The sequence below is a fragment of the Mesorhizobium vachelliae genome (assembly GCF_033977325.1).
In the GTDB taxonomy this organism is placed as follows: Bacteria; Pseudomonadota; Alphaproteobacteria; order Rhizobiales; family Rhizobiaceae; genus Mesorhizobium; species Mesorhizobium vachelliae.
Window position 1 is genome coordinate 233745 of the sequence record NZ_JAVIIR010000001.1, and the last position, 25065, is coordinate 258809.

The following is a 25065-nucleotide window of genomic DNA, read 5'->3' on the forward strand; positions in this document are numbered from 1 at the left end:
TCGAGCGGTTCGGCTTCTCCAAGCCGAACCGCTCGCATGTTTCAGTCGATGTCGAACGACACGCCCTGCGCGAGCGGCAGCGCCTTGGAGAAGTTCACCGTGTTCGTGGCGCGGCGCATATAGGCCTTCCAGGCATCCGAGCCGCTCTCGCGGCCGCCGCCGGTCTCCTTCTCGCCGCCGAACGCCCCGCCGATCTCGGCGCCCGAGGTGCCGATATTGACGTTGGCGATGCCGCAATCCGAGCCGTCGACGCCCAGGAACCGCTCCGATTCCTGCAGGTCGCGCGTGAAGATCGACGACGACAGGCCGGCGCCGACCGCATTGTGCTGCTCCAGCGCCTCGTCGAAATCGGTGTATCTCATCACATAGAGGATCGGCGCGAAGGTCTCTTCCGTCACGGGAGACACCTGCTTCGGCATCTCGACCAGCGCCGGATGCACATAATAGGCGTCCGGATGGCCGTTCTCGACGCGCGCGCCGCCCGTCACCTTGCCGCCATGCGCCTCAGCTTCCTTCAGCGCCTTCTGCATGTTGTCGAAGGCCGCCTTGTCGATCAGCGGACCAACCAGCGCCTTGCCTTCCAGTGGATTGCCGACCGAGACGGTCTCATAGGCCTTCTTCAGCCGCGGCAACAGCGCGTCATAGACGCTGTCATGCACGAACAGGCGCCGCAGCGTCGTGCAGCGCTGGCCGGCCGTGCCCATGGCGCCAAAGGCGATGGCTCTCAGCGCCATGTCGAGATCGGCGGTGGGCGTCACGATGCCGGCATTGTTGCCGCCGAGCTCCAGCACGGCGCGGGCGAAGCGCTTGGCGAGCCGAGGACCGACCTCGCGGCCCATGCGCGTCGAGCCGGTGGCCGAGACCAGCGGCACCTTCGGATGGTCCACCAGCACCTCGCCGGCGACCCGGTCGCCGATCAGCACCTGCAGCAGGCCTGCCGGAGCGTCGGCGCCGAAACGCTTCGCGGCGCGCTTGAAGATCGCCTCGCAGGCAAGCGCCGTCAGCGGCGTCTTTTCCGAAGGCTTCCAGACCACGGCATCGCCGCAGACGAAGGCAAGCGCGGAATTCCACGACCACACCGCGACCGGGAAGTTGAAGGCCGAGATGACGCCGACGACGCCGAGCGGATGCCAGGTCTCCATCATGCGGTGTCCGGGGCGCTCGGTGGCGATGGTGAGGCCATAGAGCTGCCGGGAAAGGCCGACGGCGAAATCGCAGATGTCGATCATCTCCTGGACTTCGCCCAGCCCCTCGGACGGGATCTTGCCGACCTCGATCGACACCAGGCGGCCGAGCTCGTCCTTATGCGTGCGCAGTTCCTCGCCGAGCAGGCGCACCAGCTCACCGCGCTTCGGGCCCGGCACCAGCCGCCAGGCCTGGAAGGCCTTGTGCGCGGCATCGATGGCCTTGCCGGCGTCGGCGGCCGAGATCGACTTCAACGCCGCGATCTGCTCGCCCGTCACCGGGCTGCGCACGATGAGGTCGCCTCCGACGAGCGCGTCCTTGGCAACGCCCAGTTTCTCAAGAAGTGAGGCCGTTTCCTTCGCTAACGTCATTTTTGTCCCTTTCAGGTCCCGCCTCTCATAGGGCGGGAATGGAGCCATTCGCCATGTCTTGGGCGTGCCGTCGGACACGCCAAGGCGCTTTGATGGCGTGGCATTACTCGTTTCAGGGAAAAACCGCCACCCCGGCATGGTCCAAGGCAGGAGCACGAAATTGGGCCAGACCGCGAAAGCCGAGACGAAGGCGTGTTGAGATTCAGGTCAGGTCGAGTCGAAAATGGTGGTTTCCGAGAACCGGAGCGGAGCGTACTTAAGTACGCGAGCACCGGAAGCGCAGGAGACCGCCATTTGCAGGCCGGCCTCACCTGAATATCAGCGCGCCTTCTGGATCGACGACTTCTCGGCGCTCTCCTTGATCAACCGGTCGATATGCATGCGGATATGCGCCGCCTCGGCCGCGGTGTTGGCCAAAGCGATGGCGCGGTCGAAGGCGACGCGCGCGTCCTCGTTGCGGCCAAGCTGCATGAGCAGCCCGCCCTTCAGCCCGAAGAAGTGGAAATAGCCCGACAGTCGCTCTTCCAGCGGCTCGATCATGGCAAGCGCGGCTTCCGGGCCGCGCACCTTGCTGACCGCGACGGCGCGGTTCAGCGTCACCACCGGTGAAGGCTGCATCTGCTCCAGCAGGCCGTAGAGCAGGTCGATCTCGGTCCAGTCGGTTTCCTCGGCCGTCGCCGCCCGCGCATGCAGCGCCGCGATCGCCGCCTGCACCTGATAGGGACCGGGCTTGCGATGGCGCAGCGCCTTGTCGACCAATGCCAGGCCCTCGTCGATCATCTTGCGGCTCCAGAGCGAGCGGTCCTGATCCTCGAGCAACACGATCTCGCCATTGTCGTCGAAGCGCGCCGGCGCTCGCGCATGCTGCAGCAAAAGCAGCGCGGTCAGCCCCATGATCTCCGGTTCCTGCTGGAAAAGCCTCAGCAGCAGGCGGGCAAGGCGGATCGCCTCTTCGCACAGCGGCGCGCGGGCCGGCGCCTCGCCGCCATTGCTCGAATAGCCTTCGTTGAAGATCAGATAGACCATGGCGGCGACCGCGGCGAGCCGTTCCGAGCGCTCGACCGCGCCCGGCGTCTCGAATGGCACGCCGGCATCGGCAATGCGCGCCTTGGCGCGGGTGATGCGCTGTTCCATGGCGCTCTCGCCGACCAGGAAGGCGCGCGCGATCTGCTTGACGGTCAGGCCGGAGACGATGCGCAGCGCCACCGCGATCTGCTGCGTCGCCGGCAGGTCCGGATGGCAGCAGATGAACAGAAGCCGCAGGATGTCGTCGCGATAATGCGCGCCGTCCAGCCGCTCGGCAATGTCGCTCTCGGCGTCCTCCATATCGGACACCTGGTCCTCTTCCGGCATCGGCGCCTGCTTGGCGCGCTTGCGCACGGCGTCGATGCCGCTGTTGCGGCCGACGAAGATCAGCCAGGCCGCCGGATCGCGCGGCGGCCCGTTCTTCGGCCAGTTCTTGAGCGCCCTCAGGCACGCGTCCTGGAAAGCCTCTTCCGCGGCGTCGAGATCGCGGAAGTAGCGCAGCAGCGCGCCCATCGCCTGCGGACGGGCGTTGCTGATCGCGGTGCTTATCCAGGCGAGCTCCGTCATACCGCGACCTTTGTGGGGTTGAAGACCGAAACCGGCCGGATCTCGTAGGAGCCGCCGCTGGGATTGACCTCGGAGAGCTCGCGCGCGAATTCGACGGCTTCGTCGAGATCGTTGCATTCGAGCGTGTAGAAGCCGAGGAATTGTTCCTTGGTCTCGGCGAATGGGCCATCGAGCACCACAGGCTCCCCCTTGACCTTTCGCAGCGTCGTGGCCGCCGTCGTCGGCAAAAGGCGCGCCACCGGCCCCAGCCGGCCGGCCTTGGCGTACTTGTCCTGCACGTTGAGGAGCTTTGCCATGACCTCGTCGTCCTGTTCCTTGCTCCAGGAGCAGACGACGTCTTCGGAGGCGTAGCAGAGGATGGCGTAGAGCATGGTGCGTCCTTTTCGTATCAAAGGACGCGACACTAGGACCCTTCCCGACACGAGGTCGATAAAAAAATTCCGTATAGCAATTCCAGGAAAAGTGTGAGCGGTTAGGCTCGGCGACTTCGCCGTAGCCTTCCGTCCGGAATTGCGTCAAAACAAAGAGATAGGGCGGTTCGCCGTTTCTGTGAAACGGCGAACCGCCCGAAGGATCACGGACTTGGCGGTCTTCGCGACCGCCTGTCAGATGTCGTGCGCCTGCAGCCATCTGAGCACCAGCGTTTCTTCCTCGTCCAGGCCCGATATCAGGCGTTTGCGCTTGTTGGCCTCCGCCATTTCGTCGAGCAGGCAGCCTTTGCTCCACGCCTCGAACACCAGCGGATGGATGTAGCATCTGCGGCAGACCGCCCGGGTATTGCCCAACCGCTTCGCGACCTTGTCGACGACACTGTTGATCACCCGCTTTTGCTGCGTCTTGCTTTCCGGCAGCTCGGTCTCGGCAAACAGCGACGCCGCATGGATCGTGCCGCCCCAGGTGCGGAAATGCTTTGAGCTGAATTCGGCGCCGGATGCCTCGCGAATATAGCGGTTGACGTCCTCCGAGCGCACCGGCCGCCGGTCGCCGTCCTCGTCGAGATACTGGAACAGCTTCTGTCCGGGCAGATCCTGGGCGCCGCGCACGGCCTTGGCGATGCGGCGATCGACCAGCTTCAGCTTCCATTCCTTGCCCGACTTGCCCTTGAAGGCGAAGCGCAGGCTGGATCCGGTGATCTCGACATGGCGGTCGCGCAACGTGGTCAGCCCGAAGCTCTTGTTGTCGCGTGCATAGGCCGCGTTGCCGATACGGATCATGGTGTTGTCGAGCAACCAGACCACCGAGGCGACGACGCGCTCCAGAGGCAGCCCGTGCCGGCGCAGGTCGGCATCGATCTGCCGCCTGAGCGCAGGCAGGCTTTCGGCGAAGGCGACGAGGCTTGAATATTTGACGTCGTCGCGCTCCTCGGTCCATTGCGGGTGATAGCGGTATTGTTTTCGGCCGCGCTGATCCCGGCCGGTAGCCTGGATATGGCCATCCGGATCGGACGATATCCACACGTCCGTCCAGGCCGGCGGAATGACGATCGCCTTGATGCGGGCAAGCGTCTCGGCGCCGACTGTGCGCCCGTTCGGCCCGACATAGGAGAACCCCTTGCCTTTTCTCAATCGTCGGACACCGGGATCGGCGTCGCTGACATAGCTGAGCGACGCGCGCTCGGCCGAATCTTGAGCGCCGTTCCTCACGCTTTCCTCGTTCCGCGTTGAACGGTCCGGGGACGATTGTGACTGCTGCAACATGCCGGCTCCGCGAATTTGTCGTAGATAAAGCCGCGCGCTGGTCACTGGTTCCGAACGAGCTTTTCAGTCCCGTCAGCTGTCGGACGGATCCGCCATCTCAATCGGCGCCCGCCAGCGAAGCGAGCGTCCGGGCGATCGTCCGGGCCGCATCATGAGCCGGAATGATGACGCTTACCGCTTCCAAATCCATCTCCGCGCTGCCACGCGATTCGAAAGCAGCCGATCCCAGTGCTCAAGATACCGGGCGCACCTGTCCTTGAGAAGCGTTTCCGGGCGACCGGTCTGCTATCACACCTTTTCGACGGCGACCGGAATGACGTCGACCGCCTGCTCCCCGACCTGGCCGCCGGTCGTCTTCAGCACGCCGACGATCGGCGCCACGTCGGAATAGTCGCGGCCATAGCCCACCGTGATATGGTCGTTGCTCGCCCGCATGCCGTTGGTCGGGTCGAATTCCTGCCAGCCGGCATCGCGCCCGCACCAGGCCTTGACCCAGGCATGCATGGCATCCGCGCCTTCGAGCCTCGGCTTGCCCTTGGGCGGGATCGTGCGCAGGAAGCCGCTGACATAGCCGGCCGGAATGCCAAGCCCACGCAGGCCGGCGATCATGATATGCGAGAAATCCTGGCAGACCCCGCGTTTCAGGGCGAATGCGTCGCTCGCCCGCGTCTGCACGGTCGTAGCCTTGCCGTCATAGGTGAAATCGCGATGGATGCGGTTGCAGAGGTCGGACGCCGTGGCCAGGGCCGAGGACGCCAAGCTCTCCCGCGCATAGGCCGTGATCGCCGGGTCGATGCCAACATGATCGCTGGCAGCGAGGAAATGATGCGGCGCGAACGGCGACAGCGACCGCACCAGATCGAGCTCCGACCTCAGCCCGTTTATATCGGGCGAGACATCGAGACCCGGCTCGGGCCGCGAGACCGAAACGCGCGCGCTCATGCGGATGTCGAGCGTCTCATGCGCGTCGCGAAAGGCGATCGAGGTGACGTTGTTGCCGAAGAAATCTGAAAAATCGGCACGCTCGGCCGGCGACGGCTGGAAGGACAGCGAAGCGGCGATCACGCGCTGCACGCCGGCGATCGTCTGCGGCATGACGCGCACCTGGTGCCGGCCGCCGCCGGCGGCCGCAGCGTAGTCGTAATGCAGATGGAGTTTGATGTCGTAGAGCATCTAACCGAAATAAGCCTTGGCAAGGCTGTTGTAGAGGTCGCCTATCTGGCCGGCGAGGTCGTCGAGCACCTTGGCGCTCATATCCGACGGCTCCATCACGGCGATTGCCGTATTGAGTTGCAGGATTTCCTTGGCGGCGGGCGACATATGCCCCTCGCCGCCGATCGAAGGCAGCATGCCGATCTCGGCCTTCAGCCGCTCGAGCTGGAACAGGATCGAGCGCGGATTGAGCGGATCGAGCGCGAGCAGGTCGATCACCGTGCGCCGCCCCGCCTGCACCGGATACTGGCGGCGGTGGGTCATGACGCTGTCGCCGATCTCCAGCATCATGTCGAGCGCCCCTTCCGGCGCACCGTTTCCTGTCAGCCGGCTGAGCGTGCGGGCGATCTGGATGCCGCGTTCCAGCCTGCGGCCGATCTCCAGGAAGCGCCATCCGGCGAAGCGGTACATGTTCTCGTGCAGCAGGCCGGAAAAGCCGGCGAGCTTGCGCAGCATCACCGTCATCGCCCGCGTCGCATCGTCTCCGGGCGCCACCGTGTCGGCGAATTTGTGGATGGTCTTTGCGAGATCCTTCAGCGCCAGCCAGCCGTCCGGCGAGAAGCGGTCGCGGATCTGGCCGGCGCTGTAGACCGCGCTGTCCAAAGTGGCGATCAAGCCTAGAGGTATAGCCGTTTCGACCTCGATGCCGAACGGCTCGAGATAGTCCTTGATATCGGCGAGCAGCGGCATGTCCGGATCGGAGGTCTCGGCAAGCCGCACGTGATAGGCGCGCAACACGCGCACCGTGTCTTCCGAGCGCTCGATATAGCGTCCGAGCCAGGTGAGGTTCTCCGCGGCGCGGCTGGGCAGGCTGCCCGGCATGGTGCGGGTGAAGCCATCATGCTCCTGCGGCAGCAATGTCTCGCGCTCGACCGGCCTATCGCTGACCACCCAGACATCCGCCGCCTGCCCGCCGCGTTGCATGGCGATCGCTGTCGGGTCGAGCGAGAAGCCCACGCGGGCGAAGCCGCCGGGCATCACCGTCCAGCCTTCCGGCGTTCGCGCCAGATAGACCCGCAGACTGGCGGGCCGAGGCTCCAGCCCACCGCCGACGAACACAGGCGTGGTCGACAGCGTCACCGCTTCCTGGCCGACGAAACCGGCGCCGTCGGCCTCGATCCGCGCCACGAGCTCGGCCCGCTCGCCGGCCGAAAGGGACGATCCCAGCCGGGTCACGCCATCGTCCTCGAAGGCAAGCCGGGTCGACAGGGCCGGGCCGACCACCATGCGGTCGATATTGGCAAGCACATGGGCGCGCTCGGCCTCCTGCCCGCACCACCAGGTGGCGATGCTCGGCAGCTTGAGATCGTCACCTTGTAGCTCCCGAGCGGTCCTGGGCAGGAACGACAGCAAGGCACGCGTCTCCATCAGGCCTGAGCCAAGCGCGTTGACCGCCGAAACGGAGCCGCGCCTTATTGCCTCGACCAAGCCCGGCGTGCCGATCTGCGAGTCTGGCCTGAGCTCCAGCGGATCGGCGAAGACGGCGTCGAGCCGTCGCCACAGGACGCCGATCGGCAGCAGGCCCGAAACCGTGCGCACCATCAGCCCGCCGCCGGAAACGGTCAGATCCTCGCCCTCTAGCAGCATGATGCCGAGATAGCGGGCGATATAGGCGTGCTCGTAATAGGTTTCGTTGAGCGGTCCCGGCGTCAGGATGGCGACGCGGCCGCCCGACTCCTTGGCCATGCCGTTCAAGGCATCGCGGAAGCGGCGGAAAAAGCCGGCGAGCCGATGCACATGCATCTCGCCATAGATGTCCGACAGCGCGCGCGTGGTGGCGACGCGGTTCTCCAGCGCGAAGCCGGCGCCGGACGGCGCCTGCGCGCGATCGCCCAGCACCCACCAGCGCCCGTCCGGACCGCGGCCGAGCTCGAAGGCGACCATATGCAGGAAATGCCCGCTGGCCGGCCGGACGCCGGCAATGGGGCGCAGATATTCGGGACTCGCCGCGATCAGCCCGGCAGGCAGGATCCCCTTCCCGACCAGCCGGTTCGGCCCGTAGATGTCGGCCAGGATCGCCTCGAACAGGTCGGCACGCTGGACGAGCCCGGCGCTGATCTCGGCCCATTCCTTCTCGTCGATCAGCAGCGGGACATGCGCGAGCGGCCATTCCCGCTCATTGGCCCCTGCCTGTTCGTAGACGCGGTAATAGACGCCGGCGTCGCGCAGATACTGGTCGGCGCGGGCAAACCGCTGCCCAAGCCGCTCCGCCCCCAGATCGTCGAGCGCGTCGATGAAGAAGCGCCAGGCGGGGCGCGGACTGCCCGACGCGTCGACCATCTCGTCGGCGACGCCTTCGATCGGCCGGTAGCGTTCCAGCAGGCTCTGCGCCCGCGGCCTGCCGCCCGCCCGTCTCTGATTCCCCTTGGCCATTGTTGATCAGAATCTCGCCGGCCGCCTGAGGTCAAGGGTCATGGGGAACTCTTCAGAGGCTTCTTCGTCACGCAACACATAGCCGCCCGGCGTGTGGCCGCGCGGCTCGAACCGGGCTAGCCGCCGCGCTTCCGCCTCGTTGCCGTTGACCGGGAAGGTGTCGTAATTGCGACCGCCGGGATGCGCGACATGGTAGACGCAGCCGCCGACCGAGCGGCCCGACCAGCGGTCATAAATGTCGAAGACCAGGGGCGTGTTGACCGGCAGGGCCGGATGCAGGCCCGACGCCGGTTGCCAGGCCTTGAAGCGCACGCCCGCCACCGCGACCTCTCTGGTGTCGGTGACCTTCATCGGCACGATGCGGCCGTTGCAGACGATGGCGTGGCGTTCCGGATTGAGGCCTTCGGTCCGCACCTGCAGCCGCTCGACCGAGGAGTCGACGAACCGGACCGTGCCGCCGATCGCGCCCTGCTCGCCCATCACATGCCAGGGCTCCAGGGCCTGCCGAAGCTCCAGCTTCACGCCGGCATGCCGCACCTCGCCGCAGAAGGGAAAACGGTATTCGAGCTGGGCCGCGAACCATTCGGGGCGGAAGTCGAAGCCGTTCTGCTTCAAATCCTCCAGCACATCGAGGAAATCGGCCCAGACATAATGCGGCAGCATGAAACGGTCATGCAGCGACGTGCCCCAGCGCGCGAAACGGCCGTCCAGCGGGTTCTTCCAGGCCCGCGCGATGATCGCGCGGACCAGAAGCTGCTGCGCGAGCGACATGCGGGCATTGGGCGGCATCTCGAAACCGCGGAACTCGACCAGGCCGAGGCGGCCGGTCGGCCCATCCGGCGAGAACAATTTGTCGATGCAGATTTCCGAACGGTGCGTGTTGCCGGTCACGTCGGTCAACAGATTGCGGAACAGCCGGTCGACCAGCCAGGGCAAAGGTGCTGTGCCCTTGTCCGGATGCGGCACCTGCGCCAGCGCGATCTCCATCTCGTAAAGGGAATCGTGCCGCGCTTCATCGATGCGTGGCGCCTGACTGGTCGGGCCGATGAACAGGCCCGAAAACAGGTATGACAGTGACGGATGCCGCTGCCATTGCAGCACAAGGCTCTTCAGAAGATCCGGCCGGCGCAGGAACGGGCTGTCATTGGGCGTGCCGCCGCCGACCACGACATGGTTGCCGCCACCGGTACCGGTGTGGCGGCCGTCGATCATGAACTTGTCGGTGCCGAGCCGCGATTGCCTGGCTTCCTCGTAAATGGCCGTGGTTGTCGCGACGCATTCCCGCCAGTTGGCGGCCGGGTGGATGTTCACCTCGATGACGCCGGGGTCCGGCGCGACGCGGATGACGTTGAGGCGCGGGTCGTGCGGCGGAGCATAACCCTCGATATGCACCGGCAGTCGAACCGCCTTCGCCGCGTTCTCTGCCGCCGCCACCAGTTCGAGATAGTCCTCCAGCGCTTCGACCGGCGGCATGAACACGCAGAGCCGGCCGTCGCGCGGCTCGACAGTAAGCGCGGTGCGCACCGCGCCGCCGATCTCCGTCAGTCGCTGCTCGACGCGGTCCTGCTGCGCCGCAGCGGCGGTAAACGAAGCCTCGGCCTGCTGCCGCGCCATTTCGTCGGCGCCGCCGGCCGGAGCTTCCGGCAGGATCGCGTCGCGCGCCGGCAGCGCGCCGCGCGGCACGGATGGATCGACCGGCACGATATAAGGAAATTGCGCCGGCGGCACGTAAGGCAGCGCGCCGAGCGGCAGGCGGTAGCCGACCGGGGAATCGCCGGGCACAAGGAACAGCCGGCCCCGCCGCGTCTTCCATTTCTCCGAGCGCCAGCGCTGCTCGGTGGCCTGGCTGTTCCAGCGCTGCACCGGCAGCACATAGCCGGACGGCTTGGTCAGCCCGCGCTCGAAGACGCGGGCCATGCGGCTGCGCTCTTCCGGGTCTTCCAGCTTCGAATTGGAGGGATCGACATTGTCGGGCAGCTTGCCTTCCTTGAGCAGCCACTCGCCCGGATCCTCATAGGCCTCGCTGACCATCGCCTTGTCGATGCCGAGCTCGCCGGCGATCGCCTTGAGCAGGCTTTCGGCCTGTTCGGGTCCGACCGCGGCGCTCCCGTTCTCGCGCGCGATCAGCGACGGGTCGCGCCACACAGGCTCGCCGTCCGTGCGCCAGTAGAGCGAGAAGGTCCAGCGCGGCAGGCTTTCGCCCGGATACCACTTGCCCTGGCCGTAATGCAGGAACCCGCCCGGCGCGAAGCGCTCGCGCAGCCGGCGGATGAGCTGGTCGGCCTTGTCGCGCTTGGTCGGACCGACGGCCGCCGTGTTCCATTCGGCGGACTCGAAATCGTCGATCGACACGAAGGTCGGCTCGCCGCCCATGGTAAGCCGCACGTCGCCGTCTTTCAGCGCCGCGTCGACCTTTTCGCCCAGTTGATCAAGCGCCTCCCAGCTTTCGTCGGAGAACGGCTTGGTGATGCGCGGATGCTCGGCAATGCGGTCGACCCGCATGTCGAAGCCGAAATCCACATTGGCGAAGCTGGCCATGCCGGAGATCGGCGCGGCGTTGCGGAAATGCGGCGTCGCCGCCAGCGGCACATGGCTTTCACCGGTGAGCAGGCCGGAGGTCGGATCGAAACCGATCCAGCCGGCGCCTGGAATATAGACCTCGCACCAGGCGTGCAGGTCGGTGAAGTCGACGGCGGTTCCGGGCGGTCCGTCGAGCGAGACGAGATCCGGCTTCAGCTGGATCAGATAGCCGGAGACGAAGCGCGCGGCGATGCCCAGATTGCGCAGGATCTGCACCAGGAGCCAGCTGGAATCCCGGCACGAGCCTTTGCCGGCGGCAAGCGTCTCTTCCGGCGAATAGACGCCGGTCTCCATGCGCACGATATAGGCGATCTCGCGCTGCAGCCTTGCATTGAGGCCGACCAGGAAATTGACAGTGTTTGCCGGGCTTCGGTCGACGCTTTCGAGGAAATTGGACAACAGTGGCCCCGCCGGCTCCGGTTTCCGGTAGATGGCGAGGTCTTCCCTGATCTCCTCAGGATAATCGAATGGAAAATTCTCGGCGCTTTCCTCGACGAAGAAGTCGAATGGATTGTAGACCGTCATGTCGGCGACGAGGTCGACCTCGATCTTCAGTTCGCTCACCGGCTCCGGAAAGACGAAGCGGGCGAGGAAGTTGCCGTAGGGGTCCTGCTGCAGGTTGACGAAGTGGTTTGCCGGCTCGACCTTCAGCGAGTGGCTGAGCACCTTGGTGCGCGAATGCGGCGCCGGCTGCAGCCTGATCACCTGGGGACCAAGCGCCACCGGCCGGTCATATTTGTAATGGGTCAGGTGATGGACGGCTGCCAGAATTGCCATGGTGCCCCGGAGAATGGCGTTTTATCGCCAGACCCTGACACATCTGACAGCCATTCTCCAAGCGGATGTTGCGGCGCACCCAGCGTTGCCGGCTCAGAAAAAGGCCTGGATACCCGTCTGAGCACGCCCGAGGATGAGCGCGTGCACGTCATGCGTGCCCTCATAGGTGTTGACCGTCTCCAGGTTCTGCGCGTGGCGCATCACGTGGTAGCCGATCTGGATGCCGTTGCCGCCATGCATGTCGCGGGCCTGGCGGGCGATGTCGAGCGCCTTGCCGCAATTGTTGCGTTTGAGGATGGAGATCATTTCCGGCGCCATCTTGCCTTCGTCCATCAGCCGGCCGACGCGCAAGCTACCCTGCAGGCCGAGCGCGATCTCGGTCTGCATGTCGGCGAGCTTCTTCTGGAACAGCTGCGTGCTGGCGAGCGGCTTTCCGAACTGCTTTCTGTCGAGACCATACTGCCGCGCCCGGTGCCAGCAATCCTCGGCCGCGCCCATGGCGCCCCAGGAGATGCCGTAGCGCGCGCGGTTGAGGCAGCCGAACGGACCTTTCAGGCCCGAGACATTGGGCAACAGCGCGTCCTCGCCGACCTCGACGCCTTCCATCACCACCTCGCCGGTGATCGACGCGCGCAGCGAGAGCTTGCCGCCGATCTTCGGCGCCGACAGCCCTTTCATGCCCTTTTCCAGCACGAAGCCGCGGATCTGGTTGTCATGCGCGGCCGACTTCGCCCAGACGACGAAGACGTCGGCGATCGGCGCGTTCGAAATCCACATCTTGGAGCCGGAGAGCTTGTAGCCATTCGCCGTCTTCTCGGCGCGCGTCTTCATGCCGCCCGGGTCGGAACCCGCGTCCGGCTCGGTCAGGCCGAAGCAGCCGATCCATTCGCCCGACGCCAGCTTCGGCAGGTATTTCTTGCGCTGCGCCTCCGAGCCATAGGCATGGATCGGATACATGACCAGCGACGACTGCACGCTCATCATCGAGCGATAGCCGGAATCGATACGCTCGACTTCCCGCGCGACCAGGCCATAGGTCACGTATCCGGCGCCAAGCCCGCCATATTCCTCCGGAATGGTGATGCCGAGCAGGCCCGCCTCGCCCATCTCGCGGAAGATCGATGGGTCGGTTTTCTCGTCGGCATAGGCCTCCTCGATACGCGGCGCCAGCTTGTCGGCGGCGAAGGCCGCCGCGCCGTCACGCACCATGCGCTCGTCCTCGGAAAGCTGGTCCTCGATGAGGAAAGGATCGTTCCAGACGAAGGCGTTCTTCTCGGCTGCCATGGCCTCGCTCCCGGTAAAAATCTTGGATTGCCCGGCTTATCCGCCTGCGCCAGCGAAAAATCAAACAAAATTGCATCACGGATCAATGAGCGTTAGTAATGGATCATGAACGTCCAGCGTCGCCTTTTGCCGAACACCGCCGCGCTCGCCGCCTTCGAGGCGGTGGCGCGCCTAGGCTCCTTCACCGCGGCCGCCCGCGAACTCGACCTGACGCAAGGCGCCATCAGCCGGCAGATCGGCCTTCTTGAGGAGCAGTTTGGACGTCGGCTGTTCGAACGCGACAGCCGCAATGTACGGCTGTCGAGCGCCGGTGAGATCTACGCCGAAGCGGTGCGCTCGGCGCTCGGCCAACTACGCGACGCAGCACTCGGATTGATGAGCAATCGGCATAGCGGTGTTCTCAACCTTGCCATCCTGCCGACCTTCGGCACACGCTGGTTGATGCCGCTGATCCCGGATTTCGTCGCCCGCCATCCCGATATCACCATCAACTTCGCTACCCGCATCGGGCGGTTCGACTTCGCCCGCGAGAGGCTGGACGCAGCAATCCATCACGGCATGCCCGACTGGCCGGACGCCGACTGCACGCTTCTGATGCGCGAGACCGTGATGCCGGTGGTGTCGCTCGAATTCCTCGCAACCCGCGCTATCGCCACGCCCGCCGATATCAGCCGCCTGCCGCTGCTGCACATGGCAACCCGCCCCGGCGCCTGGAGCGAATGGTTCGAGCATCTGGGGTTGGAGGCGCCGACCGGTCCAGGCATGCAGTTCGAGCAGTTCGGCACGGTCGCCCAGGCCTGCATGGCGGGGCTCGGCGTGGCGCTGCTGCCGGAAATCCTGATCGCCGGCGAATTGCAGCGCCGCCAATTGGTGCCGGCGCCGGGCACGCCCATGCAAAGCCGCAGCGCCTATTATCTGGTCGTCCCGCACGATAAGCGCGGCCACCCGCCGGTCGCCAGTTTTCGCGACTGGCTGCTGGGCCAGATCGGCAAGGAGCCGGCCGTCCTGGCGTGGTAGCTACTTGCGCTTCATCGCCTCGGCTTCCGGCTGTAAGCGTCGCGTCATTGCGACCCGCGTTTCGACAACTTTCGCATCGAGCTTACTTTTGATCCGGGCGAAAGCCTGATTTCCATCGAACGAACTGCCACTTGCCATGCCCTCGTCCCAAAGACGCCCCAACTCGTGGACGCTCACTTCCTCGGAACTTGCCATATCGCGCGCCCTCTCTAGACACGGTTGATAACGCTCTACCGATTGCAAGGAACCAGTCGGGGCTACTTCCGCTTCATCGCTTCGGCGAGTGCCGCGCCGAACGCACCCTGCGAAGGCTTTCCCGGCTGACGCTGCGGCGCCGGCGAGCGTGGCGCAGGCTTGTCGCCGTGATCGCGCGGACCACCGCGAGGCGCTCCACCCTCGCCGCCGTCCTTGCGCATCGAAAGCCCGATGCGCTTGCGCTTGATGTCGACATCGACGACGCGCACCTTCACCACGTCGCCGGCCTTCACCACCTCATGCGCGTCCTTGATGAAACGGTCGGCCAGTTGCGATACATGCACCAGCCCGTCCTGGTGCACGCCGATGTCGACGAAGGCGCCGAAGGCGGCTACATTGGTGACGGTGCCTTCGAGCAGCATGCCTGGCTTCAGGTCCTTGATGTCGTCGACGCCCTCCGCAAAGGTCGCCGTCTTGAAGCCGGGGCGCGGGTCGCGTCCGGGCTTCTCCAGCTCGGCGATGATGTCCCGCACCGTCGGCAGGCCGAAACGCTCGTCGACGAAGACGCGGGGGTCGAGCGCCTTGAGCGCTGCGCTGTCGCCCATGAGCGCGCGCACGTCACGGCCGCAAGCGGCGACGATCTTCTTCGCCACGCCATAGGCTTCCGGATGCACCGATGATGCATCGAGCGGCTCGGCGCCGTTCGGGATGCGCAGAAAGCCGGCGCTTTGCTCGAATGCGCGCGGCCCGAGCCGCGCCACCTTGAGCAGGTCCTTACGGTTGGCAAACGGCCCGACCGTATCGCGATGCGCGACGATCGCCTCGGCGAGCGACTGCCCCAACCCCGACACGCGCGCCAAAAGCGGCGCCGAGGCCGTGTTGAGGTCGACACCGACCGCGTTCACCGCATCCTCAACCACCGCTTCCAGGGAACGGCCAAGCCGGTATTGGTCGACATCGTGCTGGTACTGGCCGACGCCGATCGACTTCGGCTCGATCTTGACCAGCTCGGCGAGCGGATCCTGCAGGCGCCGCGCGATCGACACCGCGCCGCGCAGCGAAACGTCCAAGCCCGGGAATTCAGCGGCCGCCGTGGCCGAAGCGGAATACACGGAAGCGCCCGCTTCGCTGACGATCACCTTGAGCGGCTTCGGCCCTGCGCCTGCGGGCAGGTCCGACAGCATGTCGGCCACCAGCTTCTCGGTCTCGCGGCTGCCGGTGCCGTTGCCGATCGAGATCAGCTCCACCTTATGCTGGCGGATGAGTGCTGCGAGTTCGGCCTGCGTGCCGCGCACGTCGTTCCTGGGCGGAAACGGATAGACGGTCGTCGTCGCGACCAGCTTGCCGGTGCCGTCGACCACCGCCACCTTGACGCCGGTGCGGATACCCGGGTCGAGCCCCATCGTCGGCCGCGAGCCGGCAGGCGCGGCCAACAGCAGGTCCTTGAGGTTGCGGGCAAAGACATGAATCGCCTCTTCCTCGGCCCGCTCGCGCAGGTCGCGCATCAGGTCGAGCGTCAGATGCAGCGACAGCTTTATCCGCCAGGTCCAGCCGGCCACCTCCATCAGCCATCTGTCGCCGGGAAGGCTGCCGCCGATCGCATAGGCATTGGCGATCATGCGCTCCACCGGCTTCACCGGCGAGGTATCGTCCGCATCGACCTCGATATCCAGCGACAGCACCTCTTCGTTGCGGCCGCGCAGCATGGCCAAGGCACGGTGGCTGGGCACGCCGGCCCAGCGCTCGACATGGTCGAAATAGTCGGAGAACTTGGCGCCCGCTTCCTGCTTGCCGTCGACGACCCTGGCACGCAGGAAGGCGCGTTCCTTCATATAGGCGCGCAGCTTTCCAACCAGATCGGCATTCTCGGCGAACTGCTCCGACAGGATGTCGCGAGCGCCCTCGAGCGCCGCCTTGGCATCGGCCACCTCTTCCGTGACATAGGCGAGCGCGAGCTCGGCCGGCACCGCCGAGCGGTCGGCCAAGATTGCCTCTGCCAGAGGTCCGAGCCCACGCTCCTTGGCGATCTCGGCCTTGGTGCGCCGCTTCGGCTTGTAGGGGAGATAGATATCCTCGAGCTCGGCCTTGGTGCCCGAGGCGGCGATCTTCGCCTCGAGCTCCTCGGTCAGCTTGCCCTGCTCGCGGATGGAACCGAGGATCGTCTCGCGCCGCGCATCGAGCTCGCGCAGATAGGCGAGACGCTCGGAAAGGTCGCGCAACTGTGTGTCGTCGAGCCCGCCGGTGACTTCCTTGCGGTAACGCGCCACGAACGGAACCGTCGCGCCTTCGTCGAGCAGTCCGATTGCCGCCGCGGCCTGCTCCGGCCGCGCGTTGATCTCGGCCGCGATGATTGCTGCGATGCGCTTGATGTCCGATGCCATGCTGGTCCCTGCAGAAAAGAGCGGCGACCATAGGCCGGGATGCCGGCCGCGCCAACCGCGCCGGCTTCATCCGGCGAGGAAGGTCCACAGGAAAGACGCTGAGCCCGGCCGCGAAGCCTGCTCAGACTATGGCGCCCAACGCCTCGAAGAACGCGACAAGGTCCTCATCCAGCTTGTCCTCCACCGGCTCCGGCTGCGACGACATCTTGGCGATGACCACTTCCGACTTCGGATTGACGTAGAGCCACTGGCCGTGGATGCCGATGCCGCAGAAGGCGCCGCTGTCATGGCCGGTCTGGTACCATTTGTTGCGGTACCGACCCTTCGGGAACAGGAACGCCATCGTGCCGCGCTGCCAGGCTTCATGACTGCCGCCATTGGCGACCGTGTCGCGCACCCAGGCTTCCGGCACGATGCGGCGGCCATTCGCCGTGCCGCCCTGCCGCATCATCTCGCCGATGCGGGCAAGATCGCGCGGCGTCATCGACATGCCGCCGGCAGTGCGCGCCGTGCCTTCCATGTCGACCGTCACCGACATGTCGCTTGCGGCCCCCAGCGGCTGCCACAGCTTTTGGGCGAGCAAATCGGTGACACGCATGCCCGATGCTCGCTCGACCAAGATGCCGAGCACATCGGAGTTGGGCGAGCGATAGCGATAGGTTTGGCCGTGCGGCTCGGCAAGGCGCTGGATGATCATCAGGAAGGCGGCGAGGCTCTCCGTTCCACCGCCGGGATTCCACAGCGTCGAGCGGCGGTAGCGGGCGAAGGCGCTTTCCGGATCAAGATAGGCCTCCTCGAAATCGAGGCTCACCGTCATGTCGAGCACGTTGCGCACGCTCGCGTCGCCATAGGCCGAGCCCTTGGCTTCGGGAATGTATTGCGTCACCGGCGCGTTGGGATCGAACACCCCCTCGCCTTCCAATATGCCGGCAAGGATCGCCGTCACCGACTTGCTGATCGAAAAAATGATGTGGCGGGCTCCGAACGGCATATGCGGCGCCGACCAGTCGCCGATCAGCTTGCCGGCCCTCAGGATCGTCAGCCCGTCCGTATCGGAACGCTTGAGGAAGGCCTCGACGGTCTCATTGCCACCGGCGAGCGATATCTTTTCCCCGAGCAAAGCACCGAGCGATTTCGCTGGCTCCTCGCCGCCGGGCGCGGCGGCGACATGCGCGCTCGGCACCAGCTCACCGACATTCTGGAAGGACCATCGGTTGAACGGCGCCAGCCGCCAGGTTTCGAGCCGCACGTCGTTGCGGGCGAAGCCATATTCGGCTTCGAACGCCGTCTTGCCGGTCATCATATTCTCCAGGATCTATGCGTGGTTTCAGGCCAGCGCGGCGGCGATGGCATGCACTGCCTTCTGCGTCGCCACCGAATAAGCGGAGTTGAGGAAATCCGGATAGGTCGAGAGCTTCACCACGACCATCCTGTGTTCCCAGCTCATATGGATCAGTTGGCCGAACACGCCGCGGCACATCAGCGAGCGCGAGCGAGAATCCTCGATCCAGAACTGGTTGCGGTAGCTGCCGTCAGGAAGGCTCGGGCTGAAATTCGGCCCGTGCTTGCCGCTGCGTGTCGCCTCGATCCAGTCGGCCGGGATCACGCCGCCACCATTGTCGAGGATCAGTTGCCCGAAGCGGCCATAGTCGCGCAGCGTAGCGTTGAAGCCGCCATCGGCCAGCGCATAGCCTGCGCTGTCGACGGTGAAGCAGGCGCTCTCATCGGCGCCGAGCTTTTGCCAGAGTTCTTCCGAGACCAGCTGCGCCAGGCGCTTGCCGCTGACCCGTTCCATGATGAAGGCGAGCACGTCGGTCTCGATCGAGCGGTACTCGAACGCCTCGCCATGCGGGCGTGTTTTGTCCTTCAGCCGCAGGATCAGCTCGAACAGATGCGACGGCCACGCGAAGTCCGGATCGCTGCCCGGCGGGATCGGCTTCCAGCCGGTGGCGACATCGACCTGGCCGATCTCGGAGTAGCGATCGGTGTATTCCTCGGAAAAGCGCACACCCGTCGTCATGTCGAGCACTTGCTGCACCGTGGCGCCGGCCCAGCCGGTCTCGCCGAACTCGGGGAGATAATCGGTTACCAGTCTCTTCGGATCGATCAGCCCGCGCCCGACAAGGATGCCGCACACCGATCCGGTGACCGATTTCGCCATCGACTGCGACAGATGCAGCGTGCGCTCGTCCATGCCGTTGAAATAGCGCTCATAGGCGATCCTGCCGTCCTTCAGCACCAGGAAGCCGTCGGCGTAGGTTTCGTCGAGCAGGCCGGCGAGCGTCGTCGGCGCCCCGTTGCTGTCGACCACCGGCAGGCCGTCGAGATCCACCTCCGCGCGCTCGAAGCGATGGCGATGGCCGTTGCCGCGCCAGACTTCGACCGTCGGCAGGAACTCGCGGATGTGCTGGAAGGCCCAGCGGTTCCACGGCGGCCGGTCCCAATCGAGCCTAGGCGGCACCATCTTGGGCGGCGAGCCCTGCATGATCGGCGGCCGCGGATCCGAGTTACGATAGGACGACAAGATTTCCTCCCCGATGCATGTCGCTCAAAAGGACGTGAGCGGCCCTCGTAGAGCGATATGCACAGAAACAGTCATAAGAAAGGGAGGCCGGAGCCTCCCCTCCTTTCATGCGTCGCGCTGATTTATTTGCGCAGGTTGGTCCAGATCTTGTTGTAGATCTCCACCACGTCCGGCGGGCACGGCGGCACGAATTCCGGCGTCGGCGAGCCGGCGGGCGGAGTGATCTCGGGCGAGTTGGCGAACTCCGGCGACAGGAACTTGTGGCTGCCCGCGATGCCGTTGTCATAGCCCGCGAACTCGGAGATCAGCGCCGCATTTTCCGGAGCCATCACGAAGTCCTGGAACAGCTTGGCGTTCTCAAGGTTCTTTGCGCCCTTCAGCACCGCGACATTGTCCATCCAGCCTTCGACGCCTTCCTTCGGATAGGCATATTTGATGGCCGGGATCTTCTGACGCGAGCGATAGGCCGCGCCGTCCCACTGCTCGGTCACGATCACGTCGCCCGAAGTGATCTTGGTGATGGTGTCGTAGCTGAAGGTCTTCCACGACGGCTTGGCGGCCGTCAGTATGTCGTTGATCTTCTTCAGATTGGCCTTGTCGGCGCCGCAGCGCGGCACGCCGGCATAACGCTCGGCCGCATGCATGACGGTGTTGACATCGTCGAGCATGTTGATCTGGCCCTTCAACGCATCCGGCGGGTCGAACAGGATCGCCAGCGTGTCGATGTCGCCTTTGAACTTGTCCATATTGACCGCGAACGTCGTCGTGCCGAACTGCCAGGGCGCGGTGTAGTGGCGGCCGTCGTCCCAATAGACGTTGAGGAAGCGCGGATCGATGTTCTTGCCGTTCGGCATCGCGTTGGGCTCGGTCTTTTCGAGCAGGCCCTCTTCGACCATGATCTTCACGGTGTAGTCGGACGGCACGACGATGTCATAGCCGGAATTGCCGGCGCGCACCTTGGACAGCATCGTTTCGTTGGAATCGTAGTCGTCCAGCGTCACCTTGATGTTGTACTGCTTCTCGAACTTATCGATCAGCTTGGGGTTGGTGTAATCGCCCCAATTGTAGATATGCAGCTCGCCGTCGGCGAGCGCCGGCACTGCCCATAACAGAACGGCCGCGGAAACAGCCGCCATCAATTTTCCAGACATTTTATGTTCTCCTTGCCTTCCCATTGTTGTGTTGGAGCTCGTGGATCATTTTGCGCGTCGCCGCGCGATCAGGAACGAGACCGAGACGAACAGGATCGACACCAGGAGCAGGATGGTCGAGATGGCGTTGATCTCCGGCGTCATCGGCCGCCGTATCTGGTTCCAGATATAGAGGGGCAGCGTCGTCTGGCCGGGGCCGGCGACAAGCTGCGTGATGGTGAAATCGTCGAAGGAGACGATGAAGGCGAGCGCCGCGCCCGACATGATGCCGGGAACCAAGAGCGGCAACGTGATGCGCTTGAAGGCATTCCACGGCGTCGCGTAGAGGTCCGCCGCCGCGGATTCCAGCGTCAGATCCATGTCCTCGAGTCGCGCCCTGATCGGCATATAGGCGAAGGGGATGCAGAATACGGTGTGGGCGAGGATCAGATTGCCGATGCCGAAGTTCAGTCCGAACACGCCGGCGATCAGCGCGAAGAAGGACAGCGTCGCCACCGCCGTGATGATCTCCGGCACCATCAGCGGCAGGTTGATGACCATGAAGGCCGCGGCAAGCCCGCGCCACGGCTTCACGCGGGTCATGCCGATCGCGGCAAGCGTCGCGCAGATCGTCGAGACGATCGTCGCGGTCACCGAGATGATCAGCGTGTTCTTCGCCGCGCTGTGGAACTCCTCGTTGAGCAGCGCGCTGCCGTACCAGTTGAGCGTGACGCCTTCCCAATGCGTGACCAGCGATCCGCTGTTGAACGAGAAGATCATCAGGATCAGCACCGGCACATAGAGCACCAGCAGGCAGATCACGGCGATCGAGCGGAAACCCGGCTGGTCCTTGATGTCCATGACGCGGGGCTCAGCCATGCTGCACCTTCCCCGACGTGTTGCGGACATAGAAGAACAGCGCCACCAGCACCGCCGCCATCAGGATCAGCGCCTGCGCGCAGCCGAGCGGCCAGTTGCGGCCCGAACCGAATTGCTGCGCGATGAGATCGCCGATCATCAGGTGCACGCCGCCGCCCAGGATCAGCGGCGTCACATAGGCGCCGAGCGCCGGGATGAAGACGAGCAGGCAGCCGGCGATGATGCCGGGCTTGGACAGCGGTATGATCACCCGCCACAGCACCTGCTGGCGCGTCGCGTAAAGGTCATACGCGGCTTCGACCAGTCGGAAGTCCAGTTTCTCCAGGCTCGAATAGAGCGGCAGCACCATGAACGGCAGGAAGGCGTAGAGCAGGCCGAGCTGGATGGCGAAATTGGTGTAGAGCATCGTGATCGGCTTATCGATCACGCCGAGCGCCAGCAGCGCGTCGTTGATCAGTCCCTCGTCGCGGATGATGAACATGATCGCCAGCGTGCGGACCAGAAGGTTCGACCAGAACGGGATGGTGATCAGGAGCACCCACCAGTTGCGCTGCGCCGGCGGGCGCGTCGCCATGAAATAGGCGGTCGGGAAACCGAGCAGCAGGCAGATGATCGTCGTCACCACCGCGAACAGGAACGAGCGCAGGTAGATGATCAGGAAGTCCGGCGTGAACTGCAGCGTGTCGTCGAAAATGTCGCGCTGGAAAAGGAAATTGAAATAGGCGTCGGTCGAGAACTGCCACTGCACGCCGCCATAGGGCGCGGCGACGAGGAACGAATAGACGCATATGATGATCAGCGGCAGCACGCCGAAGATGCCGATGATGATCAGCGCCGGCAACGACAGCAGCCGGTTGCGCCGCGCACTGGTTTTCACCGCCTGGGCTTCGAACAAGGCGGCCTTGGAGAGCGGCGCTGAGGAGAGAGCAGCTGTCGTCATCAGTCTTTCAGGACGCGGGCGGCGTCCTCCTCGAACTGGATGCCGACCTTGGCGCCGGTCTCGTAGGTCACCGCGCTCGAACTGTTCTGTTGGCGCACGATGAAATTCTCGCCGCCGCCGTCAAGCTTGACGTGATAGTGCGTGTCGGTGCCGAAATAGACGATGTTCGAGAGTGTCCCGGCGATCGTGCCCTTGGCCGGATCGGGAACCAGATCGGCATGCTCGGGACGCACCACCAGCGTCACCTCGCCGGTCGGATTGAAGCCTTCCGGATAGCCGGCGCTGATCGTCGCGTTGCTGGCGAACTTGACCATCGCCACCCCGGCCTGCTTCGACACCACCGTGCCCGGCAGGAAGTTGGTCTCGCCGATGAAGTCGGCGACGAAGCGTTCGGCCGGCCGGTCGTAAATGTCGCGCGGCGTGCCGACCTGCAGGATCTTGCCGGCCGACATCACCGCGATGCGGTCGGACATGGTCAGCGCTTCCTCCTGGTCGTGGGTGACGAAGATGAAGGTGATGCCGGTTTCGTTCTGGAGCCGCTTCAGCTCGATCTGCATTTCCTTGCGCAGCTTATAGTCCAGCGCTGACAACGGCTCGTCGAGCAAAAGCACCTTCGGCTGCGGCGCCAGCGCCCGGGCCAGCGCCACGCGCTGCTGCTGGCCGCCCGAAATCTGGCTGGTGCGGCGCGCCTTGAGCGCTTCCATCTTGACCAGCTTCAGCATCTGCGCGACGCGCGCCTCGATCTCCGCTTTCGGCTTGCCGAGCATCTCCAGCCCGAAGCCGATATTCTGCGCCACCGTCATGTGCGGGAAGAGCGCATAGCTCTGGAAGACGGTGTTGACCGGGCGTTTGTAGGGTGGCAGCGGCGCGATGTCATGGCCGTGCAGCAGAATCTCGCCGGCGGTTGGGAAATCGAAGCCGGCAATCAATCTCAGCAGCGTCGTCTTTCCACATCCGGACGGGCCGAGCAGCGTGAAAAATTCGTTCTCGCGGATGGACACCGATACAGTGTCGAGAGCGGCTACCTGGTTTTCGCCGGTCCCAAAGACCTTGCGAACACCGCGTACTTCGATCGCGTTCTTACCCGGTTGCTCCGGCACGATAACCCCATTGAGAGAGCCTGCTCTTGTCGGCAGGTGTGTTCCTGTTTGATTGTCACCATAAGCCGGTCGGCTTGGCAACTGCGCAGCAGTGACTCGATCCGAGTCCCTATTCAATTAAGCAATTCCTATGCCATCGTTAGGCTTGGTAGGTGATCTTCCCCCCGCAGATGGTGGTCACCGGACATACGGTGTGCAAGGCTTCCGGTACGGTCGCCTCGATATCGGCCGACAAAACGACGATATCGGCGAGATATCCGGTTTTGAGGCGGCCCTTGCGATGTTCCATGAACTCCGCATACGCGCCTTCGACCGTGTAGCCCTCTATTGCCTCCCGCAACGAGAAGCTCTGGTCCGGCATGCCTTCCGCCCAAGGTTTGCGCATCACTGCCGCCTGGATGGACAGGATCGGATCGATCGGCGAAACCGGCCAGTCCGACGCGAACACCACGCGAGCGCCGGCGTTCTTCAGCGTGCGCCAGGCGTAGCTCAACGGCCACTTGTCGCGGCCGATGCGCGAGATCGTCGGCTCCATCGGGAAGTTCAGCGCGCCCGGCGGATGCGCCGGCTGCATCGACGCCAGCACGCCGAGTTCGGCGAAGCGCGGCACGTCGGAGGCCGTGGTCACCTCGATATGCTCGATGCGGTGCCGGCTGTCGCGTCGGCCGTTCTTCTTCAGCGCCGCCTGGTAGCCGTCCAGCACCGCCCGCACGGCGCCGTCGCCGATCGAATGCACGGCGATCTGCAGGCCGCGCCTGTCGGCCTCGACCGCCACCTCCGCGAAATGCTCCGGCGAAAACAGCGGCTCGCCGCGCCATCCGGGCCGGTCGGCATAGTCATCGACCATCACCGCCGTCCAGGAATCCAGCACGCCGTCATAGAAGACCTTGACCATGCCGGACGACAGCCATTCGGAATTGTAGGTCGCGGCCATCCGCGAGGCTTTTTCCAGCATGTCCAGCTTCATGAAATTCTTGAAGTGGAACGGGATCTTGGTGCGGCAGATGAGCCGCCCCTCTTGTTCCAGCCCGGCCAGCAGCTCGAGCTGGTAGAGGTTGCCGTCCATGTTCTGGATCGAGGTGATGCCGTGCCTGGCGCACCATTCAAGGCCGCGATGCATCAGGTCGCGATCGTGCGCCAACTCCTTCGCCGAAGGATAGGGATCCGGCTCGGCGCCCTCAAGGCCGAGCCGCGTCCGGTTCGCCCCGTAATGGTCGAGGACCGGTCCGAAGGCCTCGCCTTCGCGCAGCTCGCCGGCGGCAAGTCCGTCGGCGCCCATGACGACCTCATTGCCCTGTCCGACCTGCCTGCCATTGAGCAGCCCGGCCTCTTCCAGCGCCTTGGTGTTCGCCCACATCGTGTGGTGGTCGGACGCGGACATGACGAAGGGCCGCTCGGGAATGATGCGGTCGAGATCGTGGCGCGTCACCGGCTCCGGCAGGATGGCGTAGTCGACGCCGGTGCCGATCAGAAGCCTGGCGTCCGGGCGCATCGCCGCGAAGCCCTGGATCGCGTCGCGCAGCGCGTCGAAGCCATGCACGCCCGAAAGATGCAGGTTGTCGAGCTCGGCCGCGCCGCCGAACAGATGCATATGCGCTTCGATGAAGCCCGGCAGGATGGAGCCGCCCTGGGCGTCGACAATTTTTGTCGCCGGTCCTTTGAGGCCTTCGATCGAAGCGCGGTTGCCGATGGCGATGATGACGCCGTCCTTGACGGCAACAGCTTCTGCGGCGGGATTGTCGTCGTCCATGGTCAGCACACGGCCGTTGACGACCACCAGATCCGCACCACCACCCGCAACTGACATCGCGACTCCACATTTTGCTG

Annotated in this window: 18 protein-coding genes; 1 reads left to right on the forward strand and 17 read right to left on the reverse strand. The window is 64.9% G+C overall.

The window, feature by feature from the left end:
• Positions 1 to 41 precede the first annotated feature (41 nt).
• The 8 genes from amaB to RFM41_RS01230 form a co-directional block, all read right to left on the reverse strand.
• Entirely contained in the window at positions 42 to 1556 is a 1515-nt protein-coding gene (gene amaB / locus RFM41_RS01195; RefSeq protein ID WP_320245704.1) for an L-piperidine-6-carboxylate dehydrogenase, read from the reverse strand.
• 318 nt (positions 1557 to 1874) lie between these two features.
• The gene (locus RFM41_RS01200) at positions 1875 to 3149 is read right to left on the reverse strand and encodes an RNA polymerase sigma factor (RefSeq protein WP_320245705.1); all 1275 of its coding nucleotides are present in this window, start codon (positions 3147 to 3149) and stop codon (positions 1875 to 1877) included.
• Positions 3146 to 3520: a YciI family protein gene (locus RFM41_RS01205; RefSeq protein ID WP_320245706.1), complete on the reverse strand. Its 375-nt coding sequence runs from the start codon at positions 3518 to 3520 to the stop codon at positions 3146 to 3148. Before RFM41_RS01205 ends, RFM41_RS01200 begins: the two co-directional genes overlap by 4 nt.
• A gap of 234 nt (positions 3521 to 3754) precedes the next feature.
• Positions 3755 to 4846, reverse strand: coding sequence for a DNA topoisomerase IB (locus tag RFM41_RS01210; RefSeq protein ID WP_320245707.1), 1092 nt, complete (start codon positions 4844 to 4846; stop codon positions 3755 to 3757).
• A gap of 288 nt (positions 4847 to 5134) precedes the next feature.
• Complete coding sequence (locus RFM41_RS01215; RefSeq protein ID WP_320245708.1) at positions 5135 to 6019, reverse strand: transglutaminase family protein; 885 nt, start codon at positions 6017 to 6019, stop codon at positions 5135 to 5137.
• Positions 6020 to 8431: a circularly permuted type 2 ATP-grasp protein gene (locus RFM41_RS01220; RefSeq protein ID WP_320245709.1), complete on the reverse strand. Its 2412-nt coding sequence runs from the start codon at positions 8429 to 8431 to the stop codon at positions 6020 to 6022.
• Between the two features lie 6 nt (positions 8432 to 8437).
• Positions 8438 to 11788, reverse strand: coding sequence for a transglutaminase family protein (locus RFM41_RS01225; RefSeq protein ID WP_320245710.1), 3351 nt, complete (start codon positions 11786 to 11788; stop codon positions 8438 to 8440).
• A 93-nt stretch (positions 11789 to 11881) separates the two neighbouring features.
• Entirely contained in the window at positions 11882 to 13072 is a 1191-nt protein-coding gene (locus tag RFM41_RS01230; RefSeq protein ID WP_320245711.1) for an acyl-CoA dehydrogenase, read from the reverse strand.
• A gap of 105 nt (positions 13073 to 13177) precedes the next feature.
• Between RFM41_RS01230 and RFM41_RS01235 the strand changes: the two genes are divergently transcribed.
• Positions 13178 to 14089, forward strand: coding sequence for a LysR family transcriptional regulator (locus RFM41_RS01235; protein ID WP_320245712.1), 912 nt, complete (start codon positions 13178 to 13180; stop codon positions 14087 to 14089).
• On the opposite strand, the gene RFM41_RS01240 is transcribed toward RFM41_RS01235, so the two are convergent.
• The 9 genes from RFM41_RS01240 to RFM41_RS01280 form a co-directional block, all read right to left on the reverse strand.
• Positions 14090 to 14284 (reverse strand): hypothetical protein, encoded by a 195-nt coding sequence (locus tag RFM41_RS01240; RefSeq protein WP_320245713.1) that lies wholly within the window; start codon positions 14282 to 14284, stop codon positions 14090 to 14092.
• Positions 14285 to 14346: 62 nt separating this feature from the next.
• Entirely contained in the window at positions 14347 to 16665 is a 2319-nt protein-coding gene (locus tag RFM41_RS01245) for a Tex family protein (RefSeq protein ID WP_320245714.1), read from the reverse strand.
• 121 nt (positions 16666 to 16786) lie between these two features.
• Entirely contained in the window at positions 16787 to 17965 is a 1179-nt protein-coding gene (locus RFM41_RS01250) for a serine hydrolase domain-containing protein (protein ID WP_320245715.1), read from the reverse strand.
• A 27-nt stretch (positions 17966 to 17992) separates the two neighbouring features.
• Positions 17993 to 19189: a serine hydrolase domain-containing protein gene (locus RFM41_RS01255; protein WP_320245716.1), complete on the reverse strand. Its 1197-nt coding sequence runs from the start codon at positions 19187 to 19189 to the stop codon at positions 17993 to 17995.
• A 122-nt stretch (positions 19190 to 19311) separates the two neighbouring features.
• A complete protein-coding gene (locus RFM41_RS01260; protein ID WP_320245717.1) occupies positions 19312 to 20340 on the reverse strand; it encodes an extracellular solute-binding protein in 1029 nt (342 codons plus the stop codon).
• Between the two features lie 45 nt (positions 20341 to 20385).
• On the reverse strand, positions 20386 to 21198 hold the full coding sequence (locus tag RFM41_RS01265) for an ABC transporter permease (protein WP_320245718.1): 813 nt from the start codon (positions 21196 to 21198) through the stop codon (positions 20386 to 20388).
• Positions 21191 to 22138 carry an ABC transporter permease gene (locus RFM41_RS01270; RefSeq protein ID WP_320245719.1) on the reverse strand — a complete coding sequence of 316 codons (948 nt, stop codon included), beginning with the start codon at positions 22136 to 22138 and terminating at the stop codon, positions 21191 to 21193. The genes RFM41_RS01265 and RFM41_RS01270 overlap by 8 nt, the downstream gene beginning before the upstream one ends.
• Positions 22138 to 23238: an ABC transporter ATP-binding protein gene (locus RFM41_RS01275; protein ID WP_320245720.1), complete on the reverse strand. Its 1101-nt coding sequence runs from the start codon at positions 23236 to 23238 to the stop codon at positions 22138 to 22140. The genes RFM41_RS01270 and RFM41_RS01275 overlap by 1 nt, the downstream gene beginning before the upstream one ends.
• A gap of 139 nt (positions 23239 to 23377) precedes the next feature.
• Positions 23378 to 25045 carry an amidohydrolase gene (locus RFM41_RS01280; protein WP_320245721.1) on the reverse strand — a complete coding sequence of 556 codons (1668 nt, stop codon included), beginning with the start codon at positions 25043 to 25045 and terminating at the stop codon, positions 23378 to 23380.
• Positions 25046 to 25065 lie beyond the last annotated feature (20 nt).

What these genes read in the sequence shown, in the direction of transcription:
- RFM41_RS01220 (WP_320245709.1), bottom strand. Translation starts at nt 8,431, where the DNA reads ATGGCCAAGGGGAATCAGAGACGGGCGGGCGGCAGGCCGCGGGCGCAG.
- RFM41_RS01260 (WP_320245717.1), bottom strand. Translation starts at nt 20,340, where the DNA reads ATGTCTGGAAAATTGATGGCGGCTGTTTCCGCGGCCGTTCTGTTATGG.
- RFM41_RS01280 (WP_320245721.1), bottom strand. Translation starts at nt 25,045, where the DNA reads ATGTCAGTTGCGGGTGGTGGTGCGGATCTGGTGGTCGTCAACGGCCGT.
- RFM41_RS01210 (WP_320245707.1), bottom strand. Translation starts at nt 4,846, where the DNA reads ATGTTGCAGCAGTCACAATCGTCCCCGGACCGTTCAACGCGGAACGAG.
- RFM41_RS01250 (WP_320245715.1), bottom strand. Translation starts at nt 17,965, where the DNA reads ATGACCGGCAAGACGGCGTTCGAAGCCGAATATGGCTTCGCCCGCAAC.
- amaB (WP_320245704.1), bottom strand. Translation starts at nt 1,556, where the DNA reads ATGACGTTAGCGAAGGAAACGGCCTCACTTCTTGAGAAACTGGGCGTT.
- RFM41_RS01230 (WP_320245711.1), bottom strand. Translation starts at nt 13,072, where the DNA reads ATGGCAGCCGAGAAGAACGCCTTCGTCTGGAACGATCCTTTCCTCATC.
- RFM41_RS01245 (WP_320245714.1), bottom strand. Translation starts at nt 16,665, where the DNA reads ATGGCATCGGACATCAAGCGCATCGCAGCAATCATCGCGGCCGAGATC.
- RFM41_RS01205 (WP_320245706.1), bottom strand. Translation starts at nt 3,520, where the DNA reads ATGCTCTACGCCATCCTCTGCTACGCCTCCGAAGACGTCGTCTGCTCC.
- RFM41_RS01215 (WP_320245708.1), bottom strand. Translation starts at nt 6,019, where the DNA reads ATGCTCTACGACATCAAACTCCATCTGCATTACGACTACGCTGCGGCC.
- RFM41_RS01270 (WP_320245719.1), bottom strand. Translation starts at nt 22,138, where the DNA reads ATGACGACAGCTGCTCTCTCCTCAGCGCCGCTCTCCAAGGCCGCCTTG.
- RFM41_RS01265 (WP_320245718.1), bottom strand. Translation starts at nt 21,198, where the DNA reads ATGGCTGAGCCCCGCGTCATGGACATCAAGGACCAGCCGGGTTTCCGC.
- RFM41_RS01240 (WP_320245713.1), bottom strand. Translation starts at nt 14,284, where the DNA reads ATGGCAAGTTCCGAGGAAGTGAGCGTCCACGAGTTGGGGCGTCTTTGG.
- RFM41_RS01200 (WP_320245705.1), bottom strand. Translation starts at nt 3,149, where the DNA reads ATGACGGAGCTCGCCTGGATAAGCACCGCGATCAGCAACGCCCGTCCG.
- RFM41_RS01235 (WP_320245712.1), top strand. Translation starts at nt 13,178, where the DNA reads ATGAACGTCCAGCGTCGCCTTTTGCCGAACACCGCCGCGCTCGCCGCC.
- RFM41_RS01225 (WP_320245710.1), bottom strand. Translation starts at nt 11,788, where the DNA reads ATGGCAATTCTGGCAGCCGTCCATCACCTGACCCATTACAAATATGAC.